Genomic DNA, 18,477 nt, shown 5'->3' on the forward strand with positions numbered 1-18,477 from the left:
GTGCGTCCGCGTCGCCCCCGCCGCGTGATCAAGGACGCCGGCGTCGAGGCCAGCCATTTCCGGGTGCGTGCCGGCATCGCCTTCCTCGGCGTGGTGCTCGCGCTGGGGGGGCTGGCGCTGGGCTATTTCCGCCTGCAGGTCTGGCAGTACGACGAGTACGCCACGCGCGCGGAGCAGAACCGCATCAAGCTGCGCCCGGTGGTGCCCGGCCGGGGGCTGATCTACGACCGCAACGGCCGGATCCTGGCCGACAACGTGCCCGCATTCCGGCTGGAGGTCACCCCGGGCGAGGCCGGAGACCCCGACACCTGGCTGCCGGCATTGGCCGGGATCGTCGATCTGTCGCCGCAGGAGATCGAGGACTTCCTGGAGACCCGCAAGGTCACCCGCGGCTACAAGCCGATCATCCTGAAGCTGCGGGTGACGCCCGAGGAAGTCGCGCGGCTGGCGGTCGACCGCTGGCGGTATCCGGGCGTGGAGGTGGTGTCCTACCTGCAGCGCCGCTACCTGTACGGCGAACTGTTCGCCCACATCATCGGCTACGTCGGCCGGATCGATGTCGATGACCTGAAGGAGATGGGCGAGACCAGTTCCGCCTTCAGCCATACCGGCAAGACCGGCATGGAGCGCTCCTACGAGGCGGCGCTGCGCGGCAAGGTCGGCTACGAGAAGGTCGAGACCAATGTCGACGGGCGGCCGATGCGGGTGGTCGGCCGGGTGCCGGCGGTGCCGGGCGCGGACCTGCGCCTGTCGATCGACCTGGACCTGCAGCGCGCGATGGCCGCCGCGTTCGGCGATGCCGACGGCTCGGCGGTGGCGGTGGACGCGAAGACCGGACAGGTGCTGGCGATGGTCAGCCTGCCGTCCTACGACACCAACCTGTTCGTCAACGGGATCTCCCACGCCGACTACAACGCGCTGATCGACAACCCGTCGCGGCCGCTGTTCAACCGCAACGTGCTGGGCGGCGGGCCGCCGGGTTCGACCGTGAAGCCGATGGTCGCATTGGCCGGGGTCGACAGCGGCCTGCGCACGCCGTCCGACCGGATCTTCTCCAGCGGCGAGTTCCACATCGCCGGCCAGAGCCGCGGCTACCGCGATGCCAGCCGCGGCGGCCACGGCTGGACCGATCTGCGCGACTCGATCTCGCAGTCGGTCAATACCTACTACTACAAGCTGGCCCTGGACATGGGCATCGACCGGTTTTCGGAGTACATGCACCGCTATGGTTTCGGCGAGAAGACCGGCATCGACCTGGCCGGCGAGAGTGCCGGCGTGGTGCCCTCGCGCGAGTACAAGCGCACGATCAGCAGGGAGCCCTGGTACCCCGGCGAGACGGTGATCTCCGGCATCGGCCAGGGCTACTGGATCGCGACCGCGTTGCAGCTGGCGCGCGCCACCGCGGCGATCGCCAATGGCGGCGACCTGCACCAGCTGCGTCTGCTGGCATCGCGGCGCGACGGCTACCAGGCGCCCTGGCAGGCGCTGCCGGCGACCCCGAGCACCCGCATCAGCGACCACCCCGCCAACCTGCGCGCGGTGCAGGAAGGCATGGTGGACACCATCCACGGCGCGCGCGGCACCGCGCGGGCGATGGCGCGCGGTGCGGAGTACACGATGGCCGGCAAGACCGGCACCGCCCAGCGTTCCAGCCGCAAGGGCAACATCAGCCTCAACCCGCACACCCTGCCGTACCACCTGCGGCACACCGCCTTGTTTGTCGGCTACGCGCCGGCGGAAGACCCGCAGATCGCCATTTCGGTGGTGGTCGAGCACGGCGGCTACGGCGGCAGTGCGGCCGCGCCGATCGCGCGCGCGGTGTTCGATGCCTGGCTGCTGGGCAAGCTGCCCGAAGGCCTGGAGCCGCTCGACGGCACGCCGGCCGATCCGCTGGAGGCGGCAGATCCGGACGGTGCCGAGGCGGCGGCCACTGGTGCCGGCGTTGCCGGGGATGTCACCGGTTCCGATGCGGCCGGCGGCCCGGAGCCTGCGCCATGAGCGTGATCCTGCGCTGGTTGTTCGACCTGCTGTGGCGCGCCATGCGCACCCTCGACCTGCCGCTGCTGGGCGCGTTGCTGGCGCTGATGGGGATCGGCCTGGCGGTGTTGTACAGCGCGGGCGGGAAATCGGAAGCGCTGGTGATGGCCCAGGGTTCGCGTTTCGCCGTCGGCCTGGTCGTGCTGTGGGCGCTGTCGCGGGTCTCGCCGATCCAGTTGCGCAACATCACGCCGCTGGTCTACGCCGTCTGCCTGCTGCCGTTGGTCGCGGTGCTGTTCATCGGCCAGGGCAAGCATGGCGCGCACTGGATCAACCTGGGCGTGTTCTATTTCCAGCCCGCCGAGCTGCTCAAGCTGAGCCTGCCGATGATGGTGGCCTGGTACCTCAACCGCGAGCCTTCGCCGCCCTCGCTACGGGCCGTGCTGGTAGCCGCGGTGCTGATCGGCGTGCCGACCGGACTGATCCTGCTGCAGCCCGACTTCGGCACCGCGATGCTGGTCGGCATCAGCGGGGCGTTTGTGCTGTATCTGGCCGGGTTGTCGTGGTGGTGGTTCGCCGCCGCGCTCGGCACCATCGCCGCGGGTGCGCCGGCGGCCTGGTTCTGGTTGCTGATGCCGTACCAGAAGGACCGCATCCTGACCTTCCTCGACCCCGAGAGCGACCCGCTGGGTGCGGGTTGGAACATCATCCAGTCGAAAATCGCGATCGGTGGTGGCGGCATGTCGGGCAAGGGCTGGGGCGATGGCACCCAGGCCCACCTGAACTACATCCCCGAGCACACCACCGACTTCATCTTCGCCGTGCTCAGCGAGGAGTTCGGCTGGATCGGGGTCGTGGTGACGCTGGGGCTGTACCTGTTCGTGGTCGGGCGCTGCCTGTGGATCGCGGCGGAGGCGCGCGACGGCTATTCGCGCCTGCTGGCCGGTGCCCTGGCGCTGGCGTTCTGCGTCTACGTGCTGGTCAACGGCGGCATGGTGGCGGGCCTGCTGCCGGTGGTCGGGGTGCCGATGCCGCTGCTCAGCTACGGCGGCACCTCGGCGATATCACTGCTGGCCGGCATGGGCGTGGTGATGGCGGTGCGCGCGCATCGGCCGGTGCATGGCCGTTGAATCACGTCGGCAGGTGGCGCGCGTGAATGACAACACCAACCTGACTGGGCGAGCCGGTTCAGGCCTTTGCGAACAAGTGCTAACCTCGTTGCGATGACTCGATACCTCGCCAGACGCGCCCTGGTATGTGCGCTCCCGCTCGCGCTGGTGGCCTGCGCCACGCAGACCCCGCCGCCGAATCCGCAGCCCCGGCCGGCTGCCGTGGTCGAACCCGCCGCGCCACCGCAGCCGGCTCCGGCTGCCGTGTCGAACGCGCAGCCGGTCGAAACCGCACTGCCCGAATTCGTGCGCGCCACATCGGCCAAATATGACGTCGATGCGGCCTATGTGCGCTCGGTGATGGAGCAGGCGGAAATCCGCGACAGCATCATCAAGGCGATGTCACGCCCGGCCGAGGCCAAACCGTGGAGCGACTACCGTCCGATCTTCATCACCCAGCCGCGCATCAATGCCGGCAAGGCGTTCCTGGCCCAGCACCGCGACGCGCTGGCCAGGGTCGAGGCGGAATACGGCGTGCCGGCGGAGATCATCGTCGCCATCCTCGGGGTGGAGACCAGTTACGGCGGCAACGCCGGCAGCTATCCGGTGGTGGACGCGCTGTACACGCTGGCGTTCGCCTACCCGCGCACCAACCAGCCCGACAAGATCGCGCGCGAGAACACCCGCGAGGCGTTCTTCCGCGACGAGCTCGCGCAGTTGTTCGCGCTGGGCAAGGAAACCGGTTTCGACATCACCACCCTGAAGGGCAGCTACGCCGGCGCGATGGGCTGGGGGCAGTTCATGCCGTCCAGCTACCGCGACTACGCGGTCGACGGCAATGGCGATGGCAAGGTCGACCTGTTCAACAACCTCGACGACGTATTCGCCTCGGTCGCCAACTACTTCGTCAAGAAGGGCGGCTGGCAGCGCGGCGAACCGGTCACCGTGCGCGCGAAGCGTGCCAAGGGCGCCGCGGATTTCGAGCCGGAAGGCCTGGAGCCGCGCTACACGCTCGACCAGCTGGCCGCCCGCGGCTACACGCCCAGCGTCCGCGCCGCCCATGCCGGTGACGTCACCCTGGTGAACCTGGACGGCGTGAACGGCAAGGAGCACTGGATCGCGTACCAGAACTTCTACGCGATCACCCGCTACAACATTTCCAAGCACTACGCGATGGCGGTCTACCAGCTGTCGGAGGCGATTGCGGGCCGTGAGAACCCGCTCGCCGCCAACGCCGCCGCGGGTCAGCCGGGCGCATGAAGCGGCTGCTGGCCGCGACGTTGGTGCTCGGCCTGGCGGCCTGCGCCAGCGCCCCGAAAAAGCCCGACACCGGCGCCAAGGCCGTGGCCGGCAAAGCGGCCGGCGCGACCACGCCGCAGGCGGGCAGGAAGTCGCCGTACCCGCCGGCCCAGGAAGACCCCGGCAAGCGTGGCCACTACACCGCCGGGGGCCTGTACGCGCCGCATATCGCCGACTCCACCCCGGACATCGACATCGACGTGTCGCTGATCCCCGAGCCGGAGGTGGTCGCCGAACCCCGCTCGGCCTACGGCAACCGGCCGGTCTACACCGTGCTGGGCAAGAGCTACCGGGTCCTGGACGACACCGACGGCTACCTCGAACAGGGCGTGGCCTCGTTCTACGGCAACAAGTTCCATGGCCGGCGCACCTCCAACATGGAGGTCTACGACATGTACGCGTTCACCGCCGCGCACAAGTCGCTGCCACTGCCGAGCTTCGCGCGCGTCACCAACCTGGACAACGGCGAATCCGTGGTGGTCCGGGTGAACGACCGCGGCCCCTTCCACGAGGGCCGGGTGATCGACCTGAGTTACGCCGCCGCCCTCAAGCTGGGCATCACCCGCGCCGGTACCGGCCGGGTCGAGGTGCGTGCGTTGCAGCCGGGTGAGGACGACGCGGGTCGCGCCGGCAAGCGCGACCGCGAGGACGCCGCCCGCGCGGTCGCTGCGGTGGCACCAAAGCCGGCACCGCCCAGCTCGATGGACACCCTGGTGGCCGCGCTGCCGAAGGGTGCCACGGGTGCCGGCGCATTGTCGTTGCCGCCCGGCGTGCGCATCGCCACCGGCAAGCCCACCCGGCTGGACCGGGCCGGGAGCTCTGCGGCGGCAGGCGCAACGACGGCGAGCGTTCCATCGTCGACGGCGCCACCGCCCGCAAGCGCGGACGAGAGCTGGCGTTTCGACATGAACCAGGACGGCCGGACAATGACGGCCGACGAATTCGATGCCTGGATGACGCAGCGCAAGGTGCGCGTCGCCACCGGCCGGGGCGGCAGGCCGGCTGCATCGACCGCCCGGGTCGCCGCGGGCACCGCGCCGGCCGTTCAAATCGTCACCGGCACCAACCAGGCCGACAACGTGACCCTGCAGGTCGCCAGCTTCGCCGCCCGCGACAACGCCGACCGCGCATTGGCGATCCTGCGCGGCGCGGGTATCGACCGCGCCAGCCTGCATGACGCCACCGCCAACGGCCAACGGGTCTGGCGATTGCGGGTCGGGCCGCTGGAGGCCACAACCGCCAACGGACTGGCCAACCGCATCGCCGGCCTGGGCTTCGGCGCACCCCAGCGCGTCAACGAATAGCCGCGCTCCCTTCCCAGACACCTTGATACACGTCGGCCACGGGCCGATCCGGAGTTTTGAACGATGAAGTCTCCCGCCGCTTTCCGCGTGATCGGCCTTGCCGCATTGACCACCCTTGCCGTCGGCTTCGCCTTCGCGCAGACGCCCGCGCTGCCGAAGCCGACCGAACAGGCCCCGGCCAGCGAAGCGCTGCCCGTCCCGCCGCCACCCGAAGTGGTCGGCACGGCGTGGGTGGTGATGGATGCGGCCAGCGGCGACGTGCTGGCAGGCGAGAACATCGACACCCCGCTGGAGCCGGCCAGTATCACCAAGGTCATGACCAGCTACGTGATCGCCGCCGAGATGGCCGGCGGCAAGATCAAGCCCGACGACCAGGTGATGATGAGCGAGAACGCCTGGCGCAAGGGCGGCGCCGGCACCGACGGCAGCTACTCGGGTTTCCAGGTCAACCAGACCGCGCCGCTGCTGGAGATGGAGAAGGGCATGGTGGTGCAGTCCGGCAACGACGCCGCGATCGCCCTGGCCGAGCACGTCGCCGGCAGCGAGGAGGCGTTCGCCGCGCTGATGAACCAGTACGCGGCGCGTATCGGCATGAAGAACACCCACTTCGCCAACGCGACCGGCCTGCCGGACCAGGGCCACCTGTCCAGCGCGCGCGACCTGGCGTTGCTGGGCCGCGCCCTGGCGCTGCACTTCCCCGAAACCTACGCCTACAACAAGATCAAGGAGTTCACCGTCGGGCCGATCACCCAGCCCAACCGCAACGTGCTGCTGTGGCGCGACAGCAGCGTGGACGGCATCAAGACCGGCCACACCTCCGGCGCCGGCTACTGCCTGATGGCCTCGGCCCAGCGCGGCGAGCAGCGCCTGGTATCGGTGGTGCTCGGCTCGACCTCGGAAAAGCAGCGTGCCAGCGACAGCCAGGCGCTGCTGAACTGGGGTTTCCGCTTCTACGAGACCCACAAGCTGTATGACGCGGACGTCTCGATCGCCGACCAGAAAGTGTGGAAGGGTGTCGCCAACGAAATCCAGCTCGGGCTGGCCGAGCCGCTGCTGGTGACGGTCCCGCGCGGCAGGTACGACCAGCTCAAGCCGACCATGGACGTGCCCAGGACCCTGGTGGCACCGATCAGCCAAGGCCAGGCGATCGGCACGGTGAAGGTCATGCTCGACGGCAAGGTCGTTGCCGAGCGGCCGCTGGTGGCGCTGGCCGCGGTCGAGGAGGGCGGCTTCTTCAAGCGCCTGTGGCACGAGCTGCTGATGTGGTGGCAGTCGGCCTGAGCCGGGCCATGGGCATCGCCGCGATGGTGGCGGTGCCGCGATGATCCCCGGGCAGGAACCCACGAACGGCCGGCGCAAGCCGGTCGTTCGCGTTTGGCGCCGTGCGCGCTGCAAGCCGGATCCGTGGGCCACCCGACGGGCACGGCAGGCGTGTGATGGATGCGGTTCCCGCGCATCGTCCGTCATGCCGCGGTTGCGGCACTGGGCTTTCCCGGTCATCTCATCCGCCCTTGGGTTGGCCCGCCATCGCGCCCATAATCGGCGGATGGAAATCAAATCCGACAACCCTGAACACGGCTTCCAGTTTCCGGGCGAGTTCCAGCTCAGCGCGATGGGCGCGGCCGATGCCGGGCTGGAGCGCGAACTGCCGCAGCGCCTGATCGACGCCGGCATCGAGGTGCGCAGCGAGCAGGTCGAGTGGAAACATTCCTCCAACGGCAAGTACGTGTCGGTGCGGGTGGTGTTCCTGGCCGACAGCCGCGAGCAATACGACAGGGCGCATCAGTTGCTGCGCGATCATCCGGAAGTGAAGTGGACGCTGTAGCAGATACCGTCATGGCCGCTGAACCCGCGGTTTCCGATGCCGCCGACCCAGCCGGGACCGCCGGCAGGATCGACAAGCGCCGCCGGTTGCCGGTGGCGCTGGTGCGTGACCTCGGCCGCCAGCCCTACGAGCCGGTCTGGCACGCGATGCAGGCGTTCACCGACGCGCGCGATGCCGATACCGCCGACGAGCTGTGGCTGGTCGAGCACGAACCGGTGTTCACCCTCGGCCAGGCCGGCAAGCCCGAGCACGTGCTGATGGCCGGCGACATCCCGGTGATCCAGGTCGATCGCGGCGGCCAGGTGACCTACCACGGCCCCGGCCAGCTGGTGCTGTATCCGCTGCTGGACCTGCGCCGGCTGAAGGTCGGCGTGCGCGAGTACGTGTGCCGGATCGAGCAGTCGATCATCGACACCCTGGCCGACTGGAACATCGAGGCGGTCCGCCGCGAAGGCGCCCCCGGGGTCTACGTCGCCGGCGCCAAGATCGCCGCGCTCGGGATCCGGGTGCGGCGCGGCTGCAGCTTCCACGGGCTGGCGTTCAACATCGACATGGACCTGTCGCCGTTCCGGCGCATCAATCCCTGTGGTTACGCGGGGTTGCAGGTGACCTCGATGGTAGACTTGGGCGGCCCTTCGGGGCTGCAGGCGGTCAAGCCGGCGCTGGTCGAACACCTGGCCGCGCAGTTCGGCTTGGCCGTCGAAAGCGCGCCGTTGCCGGAATGTGTGGCGACCTGGTGAGCCTCTCCTTTTTGTTCTTCCCTGCTCCCGCGAGCGGGAGAAGGTGCCCGAAGGGCCTGCCCCGGACTTGATCCGGGGGCGGAGGCCCCGAAGGAAGCACCCTTGGGGTGTGAGGGCAGGCGACCCGCGCGTTCGACGCCAGTCCGTTTCGCACACCCTCACCCCGGCCGTCTTCCGCAAACGGAAGAGGGGGTCAACATCAAGAGTTCCGCATCGACATGACCGATAACGCCACCAGAACCATCCCGCTTGCGGTCATCAGCAGCGATGCCCCGGCCTCCCTGCAGCCCGGCGTGAAGCAGCTCGCCGGGGACAAGATCAACCGCTCGCCGGTGCAGTTCGCCGACGCGCCGGTGCTGCGCAAGCCGTCGTGGATCCGGGTGCGGATTCCGTCCGGCAACGCGGTCGCCAAGCTCAAGGCCAAGCTGCGCGAGAACCGGCTGGTCACCGTGTGTGAGGAAGCCAGCTGCCCGAACATCCACGAGTGCTTCGGCCACGGCACCGCGACCTTCATGATCCTGGGCGAGGTCTGCACGCGCCGCTGCAGCTTCTGCGACGTGGCCCACGGCCGGCCCAAGCCGCCGGACGCGTCCGAGCCGGCGAACCTGGCCCGCACCGTCGCCGACATGGGCCTGAAGTACGTGGTGGTCACCTCGGTCGACCGCGACGACCTGCGCGATGGCGGGGCCCAGCACTTCGTCGACTGCATCGAGGCGATCCGCGCACAGAGCCCCGGCACCCGGATCGAGATCCTGACCCCGGATTTCCGCGGCAAAGGCCGCATGGAGCGCGCGCTGGAGATCCTCGTCACCAGTCCGCCGGACGTGTTCAACCACAACTTGGAAACCGTGCCGGAGCTGTACCGCAACGTCCGCCCCGGCGCCGACTACCAGTGGTCGCTGACCCTGCTTTCGAGGTTCAAGGCGCAGCACCCCGAGGTCGTCACCAAGTCCGGCATCATGCTCGGCCTGGGCGAGACCATGGAGCAGGTGCAGCAGACCCTGCGCGACCTGCGCGCGCACGACGTCGACATGATCACCATCGGCCAGTACCTGCAGCCCAGCGCCCACCACCACCCGGTGATGCGCTACTGGACGCCGGAGGAGTACAAGCTGCTGGAGGTGTTCGGCATGGGGCTCGGCTTCAGCCATGTCGCCTCCGGGCCGCTGGTGCGTTCCTCGTACCACGCGGACCGCTCGGCGGCCGAAGCCGGACTGGCGGTTACCGCCTGATTCATCCTGACGCCGCCTTCGTGCCGGACAGTGAGCGCCGGCGGCGTTGGCCGTCCGGCCGTCGTATTCGCGTCACATCGAATGCCTTACGGTGTCCGACACGCCGCGCGGATGCGGCCGAAGCCCCGTGATTGGCCCGCTGCATTCCGCCGGCATGCATGACAGCCGGCGCAACTTTAGGCACTGTCGAACTGTCCAATCCCCTTGCAACCTGAGCCTCGCAGTCCCGCGCCAGGCCTCCCAGTCACCCCGCCGTCCCCGCGCCATCCCCCTTCACTGCCGGCCGCCCAGCCTTTCCCGATGATTGCCAAGACCCACCTGCTTGCGTTGCTGTTGACCGCGCCCCTGGCGTTGCTGGCGCGTGCCGACAACGGTCCGGTTGTTTCCCCGCTTGCGGTCGATCCGCCGGCCACGCTGGCCCAGCCGGTCACCCCGAAAAAAGCCGGCGCCCTGCCCAGCGCGCCGACGGCCGACCAGGCCACGGCGGCCAAACTGGTCTACGGGCTGCTGTCCGACAGCCGCTACGCCTACCGCCCGCGGCCGCTCGACGACGCGCTGTCGGCCGACATGTACAAGCGCTACCTGGAAGCGCTCGACGGTGGCAAGCAATTCTTTACCCAGGCCGACATCGACAGTTTCGACCAGTACAAGACCCGGCTCGACGACGCGATCAAGAGCGGCGAGCTGGAGCCGGGTTACGCGATCTTCGCGACCTACCGCCAGCGCGTCGACGAGCGCATCGCCTACGCCCGTGCACTGCTGAAACAGGACATCTTCACCTTCGACGGCAACGACGAGTTCCGTTACGACCGCAAGAAAGCGCCGTGGGCGGCCGACCGGGCGGAGCTGGACGAACTGTGGAAACAGTCGGTGCGCAACGACTGGCTGCGGCTGAAGCTGGCCGGCAAGGAGGCCGACAAGATCCGCGAGACGCTCGACAAGCGCTACGCCGGCCTGGCCGACAACGTCGCCCAGCTGGAAGGCCAGGACGTGTTCCAGACCTTCCTCAACAGCTACACCAGCGCGATCGACCCGCACACCAGCTACTTCACCCCGCGCTCGGCGGAGAACTTCAACCTGTCGATGTCGCTGTCGCTGGAAGGCATCGGGGCGGTGCTGCAGAAGCAGGACGACGTGGTCGCGATCCGCGAGATCATGCCCGGCGGTCCGGCCGACAAGTCCGGCCTCCTCGCCCCGGGTGACCGCGTGGTCGCCGTCGGCCAGGGCACCAGTGGCGCGATGGAGGACGTGATCGGCTGGCGCATCGACAACGTGGTCGCGTTGATCCGCGGGCCGAAGGGCTCGCAGGTGCGGTTGGACATGGTGCCTGCCGAAGCGGGCATGGACAGCAAGCCTGTGCGGGTATTGATCACCCGCGACCGGGTGCGCCTGGAGGACCAGGCCGCCAAGTCGAAGGTGCTCGACATCCCGGCCAAGGGGAACATGCCCGAAAAGCAGATCGGCATCATTGAACTGCCCGGCTTCTATCAGGACTTCGAAGGCCGTCGCCTCAACAAGGACGACTACGCCTCCGCCACCCGCGACGTGGCCAGGCTGCTGCGCGAGCTGAAAACCAAGAAGGTGGACGGCGTGGTGCTGGACCTGCGCAACAACGGCGGCGGCTCGTTGAACGAAGCCATCGAGTTGACCGGCCTGTTCATCGACCGCGGCCCGGTGGTGCAGGTGCGTGAGTCCGGCGGCCGGATCTCGGTCAACAGCGACGAGGAACCCGGCGTGGCGTGGGACGGCCCGTTCGCGGTGCTGGTCAACCGCGGTTCGGCCTCGGCGTCGGAGATCTTCGCCGGCGCGATCCAGGACTACGGCCGCGGGCTGGTGATCGGCGAAACCACGTTCGGCAAGGGCACCGTGCAGAACCTGGTCGACCTGGACCGCTGGCCGGCCAACGAGGAAGAGCGCTTCGGCCAGGTCAAGCTGACCGTCGCCCAGTTCTTCCTGCCCGGCGGCAGCTCGACCCAGAACAAGGGCGTGGTGCCGGACATCAGCTTCCCGGCCTCGGTGGACGCCAGCGAATACGGCGAGAGCACCTACGACAACGCGCTGCCCTGGACCCGCATCGCCGCGGTGCCGCATGTGACGTACGGCAATTTCGCCCCGATGTTGCCGACGCTGGAACAGCTGCACAGCCGGCGCGTGGCGAACAACCTGGAGTTCCAGTGGTGGAGGGAGGACGTTGCCAGGTTCCGTGCCGAGACGGCGAAGACGTCGATCTCGTTGAACGAAACCGAGCGCCGGACCGAGCGGGACACGAACGAAGCGCGCCGCCAGAAGCGCCAGGAAACCCGCAAGGAGCTGGGTCTCGCGCTGGATCCGCTGGCCCTGGCCTCCGCCGACGATGGCCTGACCGCCAACGAACGCGACATCCGCCAGGACACCGCGCGCGAGAAGGCCGCCGAGGATCGGCCGGACCCGTTGCTGCAGGAATCCGCCGCGATCCTCGCCGACGCCGTGTACCTGCTCGACAACGACCGCAAGCTGTCGGCGGTCGTGTTGCCGGCTTCCACGCGGGCCGGGCACTGGGCTGACTGAAGCCCACGCGATAGCGACGCAGACTCACGGGCACCTTCGGGTGCCCGTGTTGTTTTGCGTGACGCGAATGCCAGATGTGCGGCTGTCTGCCTATCGAGCGGATGTCTTCAGCGGCCGTCGGGAAGCCGTTTGTGCGGTGGGTCGGTGGATCGTGGCAACGGCAACGGCAGCCAAGGGGCAACGACCAAGGGCAAGGTGTGCGATGAATGGCTTCGGGTGGGAGCGTCGCCCTGGGTGGGTATTGCTCCTCGGCTCGGTCGGCCCGCTCTGCGGTCCAGCCCGGCGCGGCACGCCGGGCGTTCGCACAGGCGCGCGGCAGTGCCGCGCAAGCCACCTGCGCTCACCCTTGGCCGGCTCGCCGCCGCGGACATCCATGTCCGCTCTACGCAATGCCCACCCAGGACGCCGCCCCGTCGCTTGGTTTTCATGGTGTCCAGTAGGAGCGGAGCAAAGCCGCGTGAGTCGCGACCTGACCACCGCTTCCAGCATCCGCAGATTCGCGACTGACGTCGCTGCTACGACGAGGCCGGCTCATCCACCGAAGCGACGAGACATCCGGCGGGAGGCGTGGTGTGGGGTTGTTGCGGAAAGCAGGCCATGGATGGCCTGCGGCCCCGAGTCAGGGCAGGACGCCCTGACCGAGGGGTGCAGCAATGCCCCGCACCGCGGCTCCCGCGCGCACCAATCATCAGCCCGTCAATTGCTGACGCTCCAAATTGGCGGCCAGCCGATGCAGCCAGCGCAACAGTCAATGCAGCCAGTCGAGCCCGGCCGCTACCGGCCCCGGTTGGCCCAGCGGCCATACAGATCGCAGCGACCGTCTCACGCCGCCCGCAACGCCTCGGTCACCGGCAACCTTGCCGCCCGCAATGCCGGAAACAGGCCACCGACCAGGCCGATGCCGAGCGCCCACTTCAGGCCGTTCCACAGCAGTTCGGGGGAGACCTTGAACTGGAACACGACCTGGCTGAAGTTGTTGCCCAGCGTCGACACCGTGTAGCCGTTGAAGACCAGCCACGCGAGTCCGGCGCCGAGCAGGCCGCCCAGCAACGCAAGCAGCATCGTCTCCAGCATCACCGCCACCACCACCGGCAGGCCGCGGAAGCCGAGCGCGCGCATGGTCGCGATCTCGCGCGCGCGACCGGCGACGGCGGCGAACATGGTGTTGAGCGCGCCGAACACTGCGCCGATCGCCATGATCGTCCCGATCACCGTGCCCAGCACCGTGATCAGCCTGGTCAGGCCCTCGGACTGCTTGGAGTAGTAGGCGCGGGTGGTTTCCACGTCGAGCTTGAGCCGCGGGTCGGCCGCGAGCGCGGCCTTGAGCTGGGTGAAACCGTCCTTGCCGGCGAGCTTCACGGTGACGGACTGGTAGGAGGAGCGGTTGTAGGCCGATCCGACCACCTCGGCATCGGCCCACAGTTCCGACTCGTGCGCATCGCCGCTGGCGAACAGGCCGACCACGCTCCATTGCTGGTTGCCGAGCTTGACCGACGAACCCACGTCGAGCCCGAGGAACTGCGCCTGCGCGCCCTTGCCGACCACCAGCTCGCGCAGCCCCGGCTGGAACTTGCGGCCTTCGACCAGCCGTACCTGCGGGCGCAGTTCCCACGCCTGCGCACCGACGCCGCGCAATTGCGCGTTGACGTCACTGCCGTCGCCCTTGCTGCGCATGTTGACGACCTGCGACAACTCCGGCGACACCAGCGGGCGGCCGTCGCTGCCGCGCGCAATACCGGGCAATGAGGAAATCAGCGGCACCTGGTCGCGGCTGATGATCGAGTTGGTTTCCGCCTGCGAGCCACCGCGCAGGATGATCGCCGCGTCGTCGCTGCCGGTCTGGTTGAGGGTGGCCTGGAAGCCTTCGCCCATTGCCAGCATCGCCACCAGCACCGCGACCACGCCGGCGATGCCGACCACGATCACCATCGATGCGCCCCAGCGCTGCGGCAGCCCGGCGATGCCGACGCCGGCGACCGCCAGCGTCTGCCGGCCGCGGCGGGTCAATCCCAGCCATGCGGCCAGCAGCACCACCAGCGCGACCACTCCCTGCCACGGCAGCTGGATCCATGCCACCAGCGCGGCCAGGATCGCCAGCACGATGCCGGCATTGAGCAGCCATCCCTTCAGGCGTTTCTTGAAGTGCTTCATCGGATTCTCCGCTCAGCGCCCGGCCAGGGCATCGACGATATTCAGCCGCATCGCGCGCAACGCCGGCAGCACGCCGACGACCACGCCGATGCCGACCATCAATGCCAACCCCACCAGCCAGGTGCCCGCCGGCACGGTGGGCAACTGGATCGTGCCGCCACTGAGGGAGCTCACCATCGGCATCAGCGCCGAGGCCAGGCCCAGCCCGAGCAGCCCGCCGAGCACGATCAACAGGATCGACTCGGCCAGCACCAGCCCCAGCACGCTGCGGTCGCTGAAACCGATCGTCTTCATCACCGCCAGTTCCGGGATGCGCTCGCGCACCGCCTGCGCCATCGTGTTGCCGGTCAGCAGCAGCAGAGTGAAGAACACCGCGCCCATGATCGCGCTGACGATCAGCCCGATGTCGGCGAACTGCTTGATGAAGGCCTGGTTGAACGCCTGCTCGGTCTGGGTCTTGGTCTCGTGGTCGGAGTTCTGCGACAGCGCATCGATCGCCAGCGCCACGCGCGAGGCCTGGTCGACATCGTCGAGCCGGACCATGAGCCAGCCGATCCGGCCGTGCATGTAGTCGTTGGCCTCGTCGAAGTACTTCCAGTGGAACATCAGCTGGTTCTCCTCGCCGGCGCGCTTGCGGTCCTCCATCTCGTAGATGCCGCGCAGGGTGAAGCTCCAGTCGTTGCTGCCGTTCTTCGGGAAGATCGTCGCCTGCAGCGGGATGGTGTCGCCGATTTTCCAGCCGAAACGCCTGGCCAGCGAAGCGCCGACGATTGCGCCGGTCTGGTCGGCCTGGAAGGCCTTCAGCTGTTCCGCCGGCACCCGGTATTCGGGGTACAACTGGAGGTAGTTCGGCGAGACGGCGAAGTTGGGGAAGAAGTTCTTCGGGTCCCGGTAGATGCCGCCGAACCAGTTCGCGAAGGCGACCTGTTTCACGCCGGGAACGGCTTCGATCTGCGCCACCAGGCGGTACGGCAACGGCTGGGTGATCGACAGCCGCGAGGACACCACCAGCCGGTCGGCGCCGGCGACACTGCCGCCGGAGCTGAAGGCCACCCGCACCGAATCGAGCATGCCGAACAGCAGGAAGGCCGCGACCACAGACAGCAGGGTGAGCAGGGTGCGCGTCTTGCTGCGAAACAACGCTGCCCAGATCAGGTGCAGGTATTTCATGGCGGCGCCCTCAGTGTTCCAGTGCCAGATCGCGGTCCTGATCATCACGGTCGACCAGGACGCCCTTGTCGAGGTGGATCGTGCGTTGCGCGTGGTCGGCCGCCTTGGGGTCGTGGGTGACCATCACGATGGTCTTGCCGTGGTCGCGGTTGAGCGACTGCAGCAACGCCAGGATCTCCTCGGCCGATTGCCGGTCCAGGTCGCCGGTGGGCTCGTCGCAGATCAGCAGGGTCGGGTCGGACACAATCGCGCGGGCGATCGCCACGCGCTGCTGCTGGCCGCCGGACAACTCGTTGGGGCGGTGCCTGGCGCGATCGGCCAGGCCGACCAGCTCCAGCGCGATCCCCGCGTTGCGCCTGCGCTGCGCCGCCGACAGCCGGGTCAGCAGCAGCGGCAGCTCGACGTTCTTCTGCGCCGTCAGCGTCGGCATCAGGTTGTAGAACTGGAACACGAAGCCGACGTGGTTGCTGCGCCACTGCGACAGCTGGCCGCCGCTCATCTGCTCGATGCGCTGGCCCTCGATCTCGATCTGCCCGTCACTGGGCGAGTCGAGCCCGCCGATCAGGTTCAGCAGGGTGGTCTTGCCCGAGCCGGACGGCCCCATCAACGCGACGAACTCGCCTTCGCCGATGTCCAGGTCGATGCCGTGCAGGACTTCGACCTTTTCCGGGCCGCGCTGGTAGGCCTTGGTGAGGTTGCGGATCGATACCAGTGACATGGGGCCGTCCTCGTTGGGATGGGGCGATGGATCGCCTGGTGGAATTGCCGGGAATGCTTGTCTGGACGACCTGTCCGGATGACCTGTCTGGATTGTTTGTCGGGATTACTTGTCCGGATTACTTGTCTGAATCCGTCTGCGTGGCCACGCGCACGCTGGCGCCGTCGGCCAGGGCCTGCGGTGGATCCAGCACCACCACGTCGCCGCCGCCCAGACCGCTGGTGACCTCGCGGTCATCGCCAAGGCTGCGGCCGAGATGGAGCACGCGCCGGCTGACCTTGCTTTCCTTCGCGGCGGGCGTGGCCACCACGAACGCGACCTGCTCGCCGTCGCGCGACACGATCGCCGCCGCGGGAGCCAGCACGCCGGGCTTGCCCTGGTCGGCGCCGCCGGCTGCTGCGGGCTCCAGGAAGCTCACCCGCACGCCCATGTCCGGCACGATGCGCGGGTCCTTCTGGTGCAGCGCCACGCGCACCTTGACCGTCGCCTTGCCGCGGTCGGCGGTGGGGATGATCGCGATCACCTCGCCGGGAATCCGCCAGTCCGGGTAGGCGTTGAGGATCGCCTCGACCGGCATCTTCGGGGTGACCCGGCCGATGTAGGACTCGCCGACGTCGACCTCGACCTCCAGCGAATCCATGTCCACGATCGTGCCGATGCCGGTGCGGGTGAAGCCGCCGCCGGCCGACAGCGGCGAGATCATCTCGCCGGGTTGCGCGGCCTTGGCGATCACCACCCCGGCGAACGGCGCGCGCACCACCGTGTTGTCGACGCCGTTGTCGGCGACGGCGAGCTGCTCGGCGGCGACCTCGGCCTGGCGCTTCGCGGTGAGCAGCTGTGAGCGCAGCGCGTCGCGTTCGGCGACCGCCTGGTCGTACTGGGCCTGCGACACCAGTTGCTGGCCGACCAGCGCGCCGAGGCGGGTGGCGTTCGCGTCCGCCTCGTGCAGCCGGGCCTGGGCGCCGCCGATCTGGCTGCGCGCCGCATTGAGCTGGGCGACGGCGAGTTCGCGCTGGGCGTTGGCGTCGACCGGATCGAGCGTCGCCATCACCTCGCCGGCCTCGACCCGCTGGCCTTCCTCGATCAGCACCTCGCGCACCTTGCCGGTGACCTTCGCCGACACCGTCGCCATCCGCCGCGCGACCACGTAGCCGGTGGCGTCGAGCACCGAGGCGCTGCCACCGTTGCCGCCGCCGATTGCGACCACCGGCGCGGTCTGCACCAGCGGCGCGTCGTCGCGGCCGAACAAGGCCCAACCGGCCAGCGCCAGCAACGCCACGGCGGCGGCGATGGCCACGGCAATCCAGAGTCCCCGCCGCGAAGGCGCCGGTGGCGGGGCGCTGCGGTCGATGCGAAGTTCCTTCAACAGGTCGGTTTGTGCAGTCATATGCAACCCAGGACGCAGGACAGCGCCGAGTGTGACGGCAGATTGGCGCGATCGCCAACCTGCTGGAAGTCCTTCGGGCCGGTGGGATTGAGTTTCCCGCCGTGTTCGCGGCGTACCGTGCTGGGGTGCCGGCCCGGGCTCAACCGGCCGCGGCGATCACTGCCTGCAACGCCTGCAGGTGGCGGTCGAGCGCCTTGCGGCCGGCTTTGGTCAGGCGATACCAGGTCACCGGCTTGCGCTCGACGAAGTCGCGGCGCAGCTCGATGCAGCCGGCTTCCTCGAGCTTGCGCAGTTGTGCGCCGAGGTTGCCGTCGGTCATCTCGAGCTGCTGTTTGAAGCGGGCGAAACTGATCTCGCCATGGCGCGCCAGCAGCACGCTGATCGCCAGCCGCGCGCGGTGTTCGAACACCGGGTCGAGGCCATCGAGCGCTTTCATGGGTGCACGGCCGGTTCGCGGGTCTTGCGGCTGGCGAGGCCGGCCCAGAGCAGCGACGCGCCGATCACCACGCCGGTGATGGTCCAGGTGTAGGGCGGCGCGAACAGCGACAACACCGCGAACGCGGCGAGCATCAGCAGGCCGCTCCATAGCAGCGGCCGCTCCAGGTGCACGCCGGCGAGCGCATAGACCAGGCCGGCGACCAGCAGGAAATTGCCGGCCATCAACTCGATCGGCGCGCCGCGCAGCACCGGCAGCCAGCAGACCAGGAAACCGATGCCGCCGACCAGCCAGTGGTAGCCGTGGCGACGGCCGAGTTCGCGATCGAGCGTGCCGCTGCGCTGATCCTCGCGCGCGCCCAGCCACCAGCTGGCGAGCCCGCCCCCGATGCCGAACACCAGCCAGAACAGCGGCGCGAGTTGCGGGGCGAAGTCGGGCAGGGCGAAGCCGACGACTATGATCGCGGCCCACAGGAAGTAGATCGCCGGGACGCCGCTGCAGCGGTCGCTGCGGCGCACCGCGCGGGCGACGTAGTCGAGGTCTTGCCGGAGGTGGTCGGTGCTGGTCATGGCGGGGCTCCGC

At 68.8% G+C, this 18,477-nt stretch carries 15 protein-coding genes; 9 read left to right on the forward strand and 6 right to left on the reverse strand.

Annotation, left to right across the window (positions count from 1 at the left end; genetic code table 11):
* From mrdA to N792_RS01065, 9 genes are all read left to right on the forward strand, one after another.
* Complete coding sequence (gene mrdA, locus N792_RS01025; RefSeq protein WP_084105253.1) at positions 1–1,998, forward strand: penicillin-binding protein 2; 1,998 nt, start codon at positions 1–3, stop codon at positions 1,996–1,998.
* On the forward strand, positions 1,995–3,107 hold the full coding sequence (rodA, locus tag N792_RS01030) for a rod shape-determining protein RodA (RefSeq protein WP_036191635.1): 1,113 nt from the start codon (positions 1,995–1,997) through the stop codon (positions 3,105–3,107). The genes mrdA and rodA overlap by 4 nt, the downstream gene beginning before the upstream one ends.
* Before the next feature lie 93 nt (positions 3,108–3,200).
* Positions 3,201–4,346, forward strand: a complete 1,146-nt coding sequence (mltB, locus tag N792_RS01035) for a lytic murein transglycosylase B (RefSeq protein WP_036191637.1) — start codon at positions 3,201–3,203, stop codon at positions 4,344–4,346.
* Positions 4,343–5,689 carry a septal ring lytic transglycosylase RlpA family protein gene (locus N792_RS01040; protein WP_036191640.1) on the forward strand — a complete coding sequence of 449 codons (1,347 nt, stop codon included), beginning with the start codon at positions 4,343–4,345 and terminating at the stop codon, positions 5,687–5,689. Before mltB ends, N792_RS01040 begins: the two co-directional genes overlap by 4 nt.
* A 63-nt stretch (positions 5,690–5,752) precedes the next feature.
* Positions 5,753–6,970 (forward strand): D-alanyl-D-alanine carboxypeptidase family protein, encoded by a 1,218-nt coding sequence (locus N792_RS01045; RefSeq protein WP_052103234.1) that lies wholly within the window; start codon positions 5,753–5,755, stop codon positions 6,968–6,970.
* Positions 6,971–7,235: 265 nt separating this feature from the next.
* Positions 7,236–7,514, forward strand: coding sequence for a DUF493 family protein (locus N792_RS01050; protein ID WP_036191645.1), 279 nt, complete (start codon positions 7,236–7,238; stop codon positions 7,512–7,514).
* 11 nt (positions 7,515–7,525) lie between these two features.
* Positions 7,526–8,254, forward strand: coding sequence for a lipoyl(octanoyl) transferase LipB (gene lipB, locus N792_RS01055; RefSeq protein WP_084105255.1), 729 nt, complete (start codon positions 7,526–7,528; stop codon positions 8,252–8,254).
* 218 nt (positions 8,255–8,472) lie between these two features.
* The gene (gene lipA / locus N792_RS01060; protein WP_036191647.1) at positions 8,473–9,486 is read left to right on the forward strand and encodes a lipoyl synthase; all 1,014 of its coding nucleotides are present in this window, start codon (positions 8,473–8,475) and stop codon (positions 9,484–9,486) included.
* A 300-nt stretch (positions 9,487–9,786) separates the two neighbouring features.
* Positions 9,787–12,033: a carboxy terminal-processing peptidase gene (locus tag N792_RS01065; protein ID WP_084105257.1), complete on the forward strand. Its 2,247-nt coding sequence runs from the start codon at positions 9,787–9,789 to the stop codon at positions 12,031–12,033.
* A gap of 822 nt (positions 12,034–12,855) precedes the next feature.
* Here the strand turns inward: N792_RS01065 and N792_RS01070 are convergent.
* The 6 genes from N792_RS01070 to N792_RS01095 all read right to left on the reverse strand — a co-directional run bounded on the left by N792_RS01070 (position 12,856) and on the right by N792_RS01095 (position 18,464).
* A complete protein-coding gene (locus tag N792_RS01070) occupies positions 12,856–14,184 on the reverse strand; it encodes an ABC transporter permease (protein WP_036191650.1) in 1,329 nt (442 codons plus the stop codon).
* 12 nt (positions 14,185–14,196) lie between these two features.
* A complete protein-coding gene (locus N792_RS01075; protein ID WP_036192289.1) occupies positions 14,197–15,354 on the reverse strand; it encodes an ABC transporter permease in 1,158 nt (385 codons plus the stop codon).
* Positions 15,355–15,364: 10 nt separating this feature from the next.
* Positions 15,365–16,072: an ABC transporter ATP-binding protein gene (locus N792_RS01080; protein WP_052103235.1), complete on the reverse strand. Its 708-nt coding sequence runs from the start codon at positions 16,070–16,072 to the stop codon at positions 15,365–15,367.
* A gap of 118 nt (positions 16,073–16,190) precedes the next feature.
* Positions 16,191–17,459, reverse strand: coding sequence for an efflux RND transporter periplasmic adaptor subunit (locus N792_RS01085; RefSeq protein WP_036191653.1), 1,269 nt, complete (start codon positions 17,457–17,459; stop codon positions 16,191–16,193).
* Positions 17,460–17,598: 139 nt separating this feature from the next.
* Entirely contained in the window at positions 17,599–17,895 is a 297-nt protein-coding gene (locus N792_RS01090) for a transcriptional regulator (protein ID WP_036191656.1), read from the reverse strand.
* Positions 17,892–18,464, reverse strand: a complete 573-nt coding sequence (locus N792_RS01095) for a hypothetical protein (protein WP_036191658.1) — start codon at positions 18,462–18,464, stop codon at positions 17,892–17,894. The genes N792_RS01090 and N792_RS01095 overlap by 4 nt, the downstream gene beginning before the upstream one ends.
* Between the last annotated feature and the right edge of the window lie 13 nt (positions 18,465–18,477).

Origin of the sequence: Lysobacter concretionis Ko07 = DSM 16239, from assembly GCF_000768345.1 — a bacterium.
GTDB classification, from domain to species: Bacteria; Pseudomonadota; Gammaproteobacteria; order Xanthomonadales; family Xanthomonadaceae; genus Novilysobacter; species Novilysobacter concretionis.

Excerpts from the sequence above, each read along its gene's own strand:
- rodA (WP_036191635.1), top strand. The coding sequence starts at position 1,995 with ATGAGCGTGATCCTGCGCTGGTTGTTCGACCTGCTGTGGCGCGCCATG.
- mltB (WP_036191637.1), top strand. The coding sequence starts at position 3,201 with ATGACTCGATACCTCGCCAGACGCGCCCTGGTATGTGCGCTCCCGCTC.
- N792_RS01040 (WP_036191640.1), top strand. The coding sequence starts at position 4,343 with ATGAAGCGGCTGCTGGCCGCGACGTTGGTGCTCGGCCTGGCGGCCTGC.
- N792_RS01045 (WP_052103234.1), top strand. The coding sequence starts at position 5,753 with ATGAAGTCTCCCGCCGCTTTCCGCGTGATCGGCCTTGCCGCATTGACC.
- N792_RS01050 (WP_036191645.1), top strand. The coding sequence starts at position 7,236 with ATGGAAATCAAATCCGACAACCCTGAACACGGCTTCCAGTTTCCGGGC.
- lipB (WP_084105255.1), top strand. The coding sequence starts at position 7,526 with ATGGCCGCTGAACCCGCGGTTTCCGATGCCGCCGACCCAGCCGGGACC.
- lipA (WP_036191647.1), top strand. The coding sequence starts at position 8,473 with ATGACCGATAACGCCACCAGAACCATCCCGCTTGCGGTCATCAGCAGC.
- N792_RS01065 (WP_084105257.1), top strand. The coding sequence starts at position 9,787 with ATGATTGCCAAGACCCACCTGCTTGCGTTGCTGTTGACCGCGCCCCTG.
- N792_RS01070 (WP_036191650.1), bottom strand. The coding sequence starts at position 14,184 with ATGAAGCACTTCAAGAAACGCCTGAAGGGATGGCTGCTCAATGCCGGC.
- N792_RS01075 (WP_036192289.1), bottom strand. The coding sequence starts at position 15,354 with ATGAAATACCTGCACCTGATCTGGGCAGCGTTGTTTCGCAGCAAGACG.
- N792_RS01080 (WP_052103235.1), bottom strand. The coding sequence starts at position 16,072 with ATGTCACTGGTATCGATCCGCAACCTCACCAAGGCCTACCAGCGCGGC.
- N792_RS01085 (WP_036191653.1), bottom strand. The coding sequence starts at position 17,459 with ATGACTGCACAAACCGACCTGTTGAAGGAACTTCGCATCGACCGCAGC.
- N792_RS01090 (WP_036191656.1), bottom strand. The coding sequence starts at position 17,895 with ATGAAAGCGCTCGATGGCCTCGACCCGGTGTTCGAACACCGCGCGCGG.
- N792_RS01095 (WP_036191658.1), bottom strand. The coding sequence starts at position 18,464 with ATGACCAGCACCGACCACCTCCGGCAAGACCTCGACTACGTCGCCCGC.